This window comes from Nocardioides sp. CPCC 206348, assembly GCF_048654705.1.
Taxonomy (GTDB): Bacteria; Actinomycetota; Actinomycetes; order Propionibacteriales; family Nocardioidaceae; genus Nocardioides.
Genome location: NZ_JBMCZA010000161.1, coordinates 16,167 through 23,523 on the forward strand (window position 1 = coordinate 16,167; position 7,357 = coordinate 23,523).

The following is a 7,357-nucleotide window of genomic DNA, read 5'->3' on the forward strand; positions in this document are numbered from 1 at the left end:
CGCGACGTACCTCGTCGTGACGGTGGGCTACGACCAGGCTCCTGGCACCTACCAGCACTACTTCAGCACCTTCCTCATCACGGGCGACCTGTTCCTGGCCATGGTCAAGGTCGTCCTGATGGCCCTCGTGATCGTCTCGATCTGCTGCTACCACGGCTTCCGCGCGTCCGGCGGACCCGCGGGAGTGGGCGAGGCTGTCGGAAAGGCCGTGCGCTCAGCACTGATCTGCATCATGTTCATCGACCTGATCTTCGCCATCGCCGTCTGGGGTGGACCCTCGGTCCACATCGCGGGGTGACCGGACGATGACAACCACGCGCGCCCACGGCTTCGACCGACAGCTGGTGTTCGGCTTCGTCTTCCTTCTCCTGATTGCCGGTCTGATCGTCGGCACGATCGCCAAGTACCGCGGCGCCTTTGAGGACAACGTGCTGGTCACGGTCGAGGCAGATCGCGCAGGCCTCACCTTGGCCAAGGGGGCACCCATCAAGCTCCGGGGTGTCGAGATCGGCACCGTCGGCGACGTGGACGGCGAAGGCGAAACAGTCAGGATCGAACTCAAGATCGACAGCGACGTCGTCGACCGGGTGCCGGCGGACGTGACGGCGCAGATCGTGCCGCCGACCGCGTTCGGTGCCAAGTATGTCCAGCTCTCTCCGGTCGGCGACGGGACGGGCGACCGAATCCGGGCGGGTGCGGTGATCCCCGCCGACAAGGTGACCGTCGAGGTCAACGAGGCCTTCGAGAACCTCACCAAGGTGCTCGACGTGGCCCGGCCAGCCGAGGTCAACGCGGCCCTGACCGCCGGCGCCGGCGCCCTCGACCAACGGGGCAAGCTGATCGGTGACCTGGTCACCCGGACCGACGCCTACCTGGTGTCCTTCAACGCTGCGCTGCCATCGCTGAGCTCGGACCTTCGCGCTGCCGACGACGTCCTCGACGTGTACGACGCCTCCCGGCCGGATCTGATCGCCACCCTCTCGCGGACAGGCGAGATCTCTGACGCACTGGTGCGCCAACGCGCCTCGCTCGGCGCGTTCGAGCGCAGCCTCACCGCCTTCAGCGACCAGTCAGACATCCTGCTCCGAAGCTCGGAAGAGGGCATCTTCACCTCCCTCAGCCTGATCGAGCCGGTCACCCGGACCCTGAAGCGCTACGCGCCCGGACTTCCGTGCCTGGTGCTGGGCCTGGCCGAGGTCAACAAGCCGCTGGAGGCGGCCATCGGGGGGACCAACCCAGGTCTGACCGCCCAGACCCACGTGGTTCCCGGTCGGGAGCCCTACAAGTACGGCGAGAACCTCCCCCTCATCGGGGAGGACCGAGGGCCCGTCTGCTTCGGCCTGCCGCACGTCACGCCCGAAGAGGCAGCGCAGCCACTGACCGCACTGAAGACCGGAGCGAACCCCTACGTCGGCCCGCAGCCAACGCCCAGCCAGTCGTCGCTCGACACGCTGCTGGGCCTGTTGGCGGGGGGAGTCAACCTGCCATGAGGATGAGCATCCAGCGCCAGCGCCAACGCGCGGACCTGATCAAGTTCAGTGCGTTCCTGTGCCTTGCCGCCGTCGTCACGGTCTGGATCGCCGCGGTGACGGGGGAGTACCGACCGGGTGACCGGGAGACCTACACGGCCGTGTTCGACGATGTCTCCGGGTTGGTGGCGGGCGACGAAGTCAGGATTGCGGGCGTCGATGTCGGCAAGGTCAAGGACATTGACGTCCAGGACGACAACACCGTTCGCGTGAGTTTCGACGTCGGCAATGACCACGACCTGACGACGGCGACCCACGCGACGATCCAGTACCGCAACCTGACCGGCGACCGCGTCGTCCAGCTCACCCAGGACACCGCAAGGTCTGAGGGCCCGGGGCCCGCGTTGCTCGCGAAGGGCGGAATCATCCCGCTTTCGCAGACCGCGTCAGCGCTTGACCTCGACACCCTGCTCAACGGTTTCCGGCCGCTCTTCGCCGGTCTCAGCCCCTCGGAGATCAACAAGTTGTCCGGTCAGGTGGTCCAGGTGCTCCAGGGGCAGCAGTCGGCGGTCGCCGCGCTCGTCGACCACGTTGCATCCGCAACGACCACGATCGGGGGCCGCGAAGAGCTGATTGGCCGGGTGATCCGCAACCTCAACAACGTGGTGGGCGCTGTCGATGAGAGCTCCGGCTCTCTGGGTGAACTGATCGACAGCCTGGAAGCGCTGACGGTCGGTCTCGACGAGCAGGACTCCCAGGTCCTGGACGCCGCTGCGCAGATCGACACGTTTGCCCAGGAGACGGCGCCGCTCCTCGCCGCAGCGCGGGGTGACCTCCGCAACGACCTGGTGGCTCTCGCGGTCGCAAGCCGCGGCATCAACCAGAAGACGGCCACGCTCGAACAGGTCCTCGCTGCGTTGCCCGTTCACTACCGGACGCTGCAGACGACCGCCTCCTACGGCAACTTCTTCAACATCTTCCTGTGTGGTGCCCGCCTCCGAACCGATCTGGGCATCACCCCGTGGATCCAGTCCGAAGCAAAGCGGTGCCAGCGATGAGGAACGACGGTCGCGATCGCCTTGTCATCCGCGGGGTCGTCGGCACCCTGGCCCTGGTTCTGGCCGTGCTCGCCGGACTCAACCTCAACAAGCTGCCGCTGATCGGCAACAACGACGTGATGCACGTGCACTTCGCCGAGGCCGGTGGCCTCAAGAACGGAGACGACGTGCTGATTTCCGGCGCCCAGGTCGGCAAGGTGCGCAGTGTCCGTCTCGACGGCGAGCACGTCGTCGCGGACATCGTGCTGACCGACGCCGACGTCAAGGTTGGTGAGGGGACCGAAGCCAGGATCGTCACGGTGACCCTGCTGGGACGCGCGGCCGTCGAGCTCGAGCCGCGCGGTCCAGGTGACCTCAGCTCTGGCGGGACCATTCCCGTTGACCGCACCTCCTCGCCGTACAACCTGACGAGCACGCTGAACCAGCTGACCGAGACCACTGCGGCCATCGACAAGGCGAAGCTCGCGGATGCACTGGGGGAGACCTCCGCGATGTTGCAGGCAACGGGTTCGGACATCGGCCCGGCTCTGGAGGGCGTCATGGCGCTGTCCTCGGCCGTCGCGGCCAACGACGATGCGCTGACCTCACTGGTCGACAGGGCCGACCGGGTCACCGGAGTGCTGGCCACCCGCGACGAGCAGTTGGCATCGCTCTTCGGTGCAGGCAGGTCCCTGCTCGAGGAGGTGGACGCCCGACAGGACGTCGTCGTCAGCCTGCTGCGGAGCGCGCGGCGGCTCTCCTCCCAGCTGCGACTGACCATGCGTGACACCGACGACGTACTGGGGCCTGCACTCAAGGAGCTCGACAAGGTGGTCGACGTACTCAACAAGAACAAGGACAACCTGCAGGCCACCATCACCGGGCTACGTGGCTACACCACGGGGGTCGGGGAGTCCCTCGCGAGCGGACCCTGGTTCGACATCTACATCCAGAACCTGACCTCGCCCGCGACGTCGGCGCCGATCCTGTCCGGATTGTCGCAGTGATGGGCGGGGTTCGGTCGTGGAGGCCAGGGCGCCGGGTTGTCACCCTGGTCCTCGCAGCTGCGCTGGCCGTCGGTGCCTGGAGCTGGTGGGACGACGACAGCTACACGACGATCACCGCGCGCTTCACCAGCGCCGAGGGACTGAACGTCAATGACGACGTGAAGGTGCTGGGCGTCAGCGTCGGCAAGATCTCTGCCATCGAGAACGAAGGTGACAGTGTCGTCGTGACTCTGGAGGTCGATGGAGACCAGCCGATTCCTGCGGATGCCCGTGCCGCCATCGTCGCGCCCAGCCTGGTCAGCGGCCGGTTCGTCCAGCTCGCGCCGGTGTGGACGACGGGCGAGCGGCTCCGGGACGGGGATGCGATCGGGGTCGAGCGAACGGCCGTCCCCGTCACGTTCGACGACGTGAAGGAGCAGCTGACCGATCTCGCGACCACCCTCGGACCGCAGAACGGTGACAAGGACGGAGCGCTCGCCACCACCATCGTGGCCCTCGAGAGAAGCCTGAAGAGCGGCAACTCTGACCTCCTGCGCAAAGCCATCATCGAGCTTCACGACGCTGCAGCAGCGCTGTCAGACGGCCGGTCGGACTTGTTCAATACGGTCAAGAACCTTGATCGCTTCACCCGCAACCTCGCGGTCAACGATGCGGCAGTCCGCGGCTTCACCGACGAACTCGCTGCGGTGGGCACCGTGCTCGCGGACAATCGCAGCTCTCTGCGCCGAGCTCTGCGTGACCTCGCCAACGTCCTCGCGAAGACCGAGAAGTACGCCCAGCGTCACCACACCGGGCTCACGAACACCGTTCGCGACCTCAACCTCCTGATGGCGGCGCTGGCGGACCGTTCCAACGAGCTCGCTGGCGTGTTCCACGTCGCCCCACACGCGCTCATCGGTTTTCACAACACGATCGAGGACAACGGGATCGTGACGAGGGCAAGCACCGCCAACTTCGACAGCATCGGCCAGTTGCTGTGCGGCGCGCTGCTGGGCATCGGCGGGACCAGCCAGCAGTGCCACGACGCGTCTGCCCCGCTGGCCGATCTGCTCGGTCGTGCGCCCGGGGGTGCGCCATGAGGGCGCTCGCAGTCGTGGGGGTCATTGCCGGGGTCCTCTCCTCCAGCTGCGCGATCCAACCCAACGACCACACGCTGCCCGGACAGGCGGCAGTCGGTGACGACGGCTACACCGTCCACGTCCACTTCGACCAGATCGAGAATCTGGTCCCCAACTCGACGGTCCAGAAGGACAACGTGGTGATCGGAACCGTCGGTGAGATCGAGGTCGACGGCTGGGAGGCCGTCGTCGAGCTGCACCTCCTCGATGACGTGCAGCTGCCCGGGGACGCGATGTTCTCGATCGGCCAGAAGACCCTGCTGGGCGCGCAGTACGTCGAGGTCTCGGCCGCGCCCGCCGCAACCGATGCCCGGGTCGACGCCGTACTCCGCCAGGGAGACGTGATCGGCGTCGAACAGACCGGCTCCTACCCCGCTACAGAGCAGGTTCTCGGGGCGGTGGCGCTCCTGCTCAACAACGGTGGGCTCTCGCAGATCAGCACGATCACCGGGGAGCTGTCGACGGCCCTCGAGGGCCGGGTGCCGGACACTCGCAATCTGATCCGCCACACCAACGAACTGCTCGTCGTCCTCGACACCAACCGCAACGAGATCGTCTCCGCACTGGAATCGCTCGATGCTCTCAGCGCCGGTCTGAACGCCGACCAACGAAAGTTCGTCAACGCCGTCAAGAGGATCAGCCCTGGTCTCCGGGTCCTCGAGGAGGAACGGGAGAACCTGGTGAAGGCGGTGACGGACACTGCGCGGGTCAGCAAGCGGGCAGTGCGTGTCGTTCAGGTGAATGAGGCGGCCCTGCTGACCAACCTCGACTCGCTGGGTCCGATCCTCACCAACCTCGGCCAGGTCAGTGAGTCACTGCCCGAGGCGTTGAAGCTGGGCCTCACCATCCCGTGGCCGGCAATGACCACACGCAACGCCATCAAGGGCGACTACTTGAACCTCTTCACGACGGTCGACCTGCGTACGACGACCCTCGATCACGTCTGGTTGAACGGCGTTTCCCCAGCGCTGCAGGCAGGGAACCCCCTCGCCGATCCGCTCATCATCCCGGACGCCGCCAGCGGTGCTGGACCCGATTCCGGCGGCCGGCTCACCGATCAGCTGGACGATCAGCTGGGCAAGTTGCTGAACCTGCCACGCGGGCAGGGCGACGGTGCCGGCTCCTCCGCCGGAAAGACCAGTTGCCTCCTCTCCTTGCTAGGACTCTGCTGATGCTCCTCACCCGCCTGATCATCTGGCAGTTGCGGATCTTTGCCGCCCTCTCGGCTGTTGCGCTCGGATTGGCATTCGTTGCCTATGCCAAGGTTCCGGCAATGGTGGGTCTCGGCGTGTACGACGTCACGGTCGACTACGCCGATGCGAGCGGGTTGTATCCCAAGGCACTGGTCACCTACCGCGGGGTCAAGGTCGGCACCGTCGTGGGACTTGAGGTCAGCGAGGACGGTGCGGTGGCGACGCTGCGTATCGACAACGACGCCGAAATTCCCGCGGGGTCGAAGGCCGAGTTGCACAGCACCTCTGCCATCGGCGAGCAGTACGTCGATCTCGTTCCGCCGGCCGAGGTCAAGGGGAAGGGCCCGTTCCTCGCCGATGGCGGCGAGATCCCGCGGGACCGTGCGATCGAGATGCCGCAGATCACGCCCGTACTGGAATCCGTCAATCGGCTGTTGGCATCGGTGCCGAAGAAGCAGACGCGCCTCGTGCTGGATCAGGTGGGGGACGGGCTCGGCGGACGGTCTGCGGATCTGGAGGGGATCATCGACTCCTCCGGGCAGCTCCTGGCCGAAGCCCAGCGGCATATCGACACGACGATGTCGCTGATCACCGCCCTGCGCCCCGTGCTCACCACTCAGGGGGAACTGGGGACGAGCACACAGACCTACGCGGCGGCATTGAACGACCTGACGACGGCGCTCGCAGCCAGCGACAGCGCGGATCTGCGCGCCCTGCTCAGGTCTGGTCCGGGCGGTCTGGATGCACTCACGCGAACCATCACCGACGTGCAACCGACCTTGCCGATGTTCCTCACCAACGCGACCACCAACGCCGAGGTGCTCAACGCCTACCTGCCGGGTATCAAGCAGATGCTCGTCGTCTATCCAGCCACCGTCGCCCGCCTCCAGGGCGCGATCAACCCGCGTGCCGGGCTCGGCGATGCCGAGTTCGACCTCCGTGCCGCGTTGAACAATCCACCCAGCTGCAAGGCGGGGTATCTGCCCGTTCGTCAGCGCAGATCGCCCAGCGACACCAGTCGTCGCGATGCTGATCCACTGGCCCACTGCGAGATCCCGGCCGACAGCCCGATTGCCGTCCGCGGTGCCCGCAACCTTCCGTGTCCCGACTCGACACGACGCGGCCCGTTGCCGGCATCGTGCGGCCTGACGTTCCGCCGGGGAGCCTGGCCTGACACGAGCGGCTCCGTGGCCTACGACCTGGCGATCGGGCGGGGCGGCGACAAGAGCGACCTCGACGTCGACGAAGGCAAGGAGGAAGAACTGTGGAAGATCCTGGTACTGGCGCCGCTGTCGGCGGGCTGAGGGAGCGTTTCGCCGCACTCCGGAAACCGTTCTCCTGGCAGTCCGGGCTCGCTTCCCTGGCGGTGGGTGCCCTGCTGATCCTGGGCGGTGAGCGGGGGCTCGACTGGCAGGATCAGCGCCAACGGGTCATCGATGAGAAAGCTGCTGTGGCCGCAGCGACCGTCGAGGTGAGCGGTCTGATCGCCATCAGTGGCGCCACGTCGGACGAGAACCTGGCGAGCCTGCTGGA

General features: G+C 66.6%; 7 protein-coding genes. All 7 read left to right on the forward strand.

From position 1 onward, the window contains the following. Positions 1-298, forward strand: a 298-nt coding sequence (locus ACOADB_RS11790; protein WP_378598438.1) for an ABC transporter permease, incomplete at its 5' end; no start/stop codon positions are given. A gap of 7 nt (positions 299-305) precedes the next feature. Further along, positions 306-1,490, forward strand: coding sequence for an MCE family protein (locus ACOADB_RS11795; RefSeq protein ID WP_378598441.1), 1,185 nt, complete (start codon positions 306-308; stop codon positions 1,488-1,490). Between the two features lie 2 nt (positions 1,491-1,492). After that, positions 1,493-2,527: an MCE family protein gene (locus ACOADB_RS11800; protein WP_378598444.1), complete on the forward strand. Its 1,035-nt coding sequence runs from the start codon at positions 1,493-1,495 to the stop codon at positions 2,525-2,527. Then, positions 2,524-3,513: an MCE family protein gene (locus ACOADB_RS11805; protein WP_378598447.1), complete on the forward strand. Its 990-nt coding sequence runs from the start codon at positions 2,524-2,526 to the stop codon at positions 3,511-3,513. The genes ACOADB_RS11800 and ACOADB_RS11805 overlap by 4 nt, the downstream gene beginning before the upstream one ends. Next, positions 3,513-4,592 carry an MCE family protein gene (locus ACOADB_RS11810; RefSeq protein WP_378598450.1) on the forward strand — a complete coding sequence of 360 codons (1,080 nt, stop codon included), beginning with the start codon at positions 3,513-3,515 and terminating at the stop codon, positions 4,590-4,592. The genes ACOADB_RS11805 and ACOADB_RS11810 overlap by 1 nt, the downstream gene beginning before the upstream one ends. Then, complete coding sequence (locus ACOADB_RS11815) at positions 4,589-5,803, forward strand: MCE family protein (RefSeq protein WP_378598453.1); 1,215 nt, start codon at positions 4,589-4,591, stop codon at positions 5,801-5,803. The genes ACOADB_RS11810 and ACOADB_RS11815 overlap by 4 nt, the downstream gene beginning before the upstream one ends. Then, the gene (locus tag ACOADB_RS11820; RefSeq protein ID WP_378598456.1) at positions 5,803-7,128 is read left to right on the forward strand and encodes an MCE family protein; all 1,326 of its coding nucleotides are present in this window, start codon (positions 5,803-5,805) and stop codon (positions 7,126-7,128) included. The genes ACOADB_RS11815 and ACOADB_RS11820 overlap by 1 nt, the downstream gene beginning before the upstream one ends. Positions 7,129-7,357: the final 229 nt, after the last annotated feature.

Coding starts and splice junctions, on each gene's coding strand:
- ACOADB_RS11795 (WP_378598441.1), top strand. CDS start 306: ATGACAACCACGCGCGCCCACGGCTTCGACCGACAGCTGGTGTTCGGC.
- ACOADB_RS11800 (WP_378598444.1), top strand. CDS start 1,493: ATGAGCATCCAGCGCCAGCGCCAACGCGCGGACCTGATCAAGTTCAGT.
- ACOADB_RS11805 (WP_378598447.1), top strand. CDS start 2,524: ATGAGGAACGACGGTCGCGATCGCCTTGTCATCCGCGGGGTCGTCGGC.
- ACOADB_RS11810 (WP_378598450.1), top strand. CDS start 3,513: ATGGGCGGGGTTCGGTCGTGGAGGCCAGGGCGCCGGGTTGTCACCCTG.
- ACOADB_RS11815 (WP_378598453.1), top strand. CDS start 4,589: ATGAGGGCGCTCGCAGTCGTGGGGGTCATTGCCGGGGTCCTCTCCTCC.
- ACOADB_RS11820 (WP_378598456.1), top strand. CDS start 5,803: ATGCTCCTCACCCGCCTGATCATCTGGCAGTTGCGGATCTTTGCCGCC.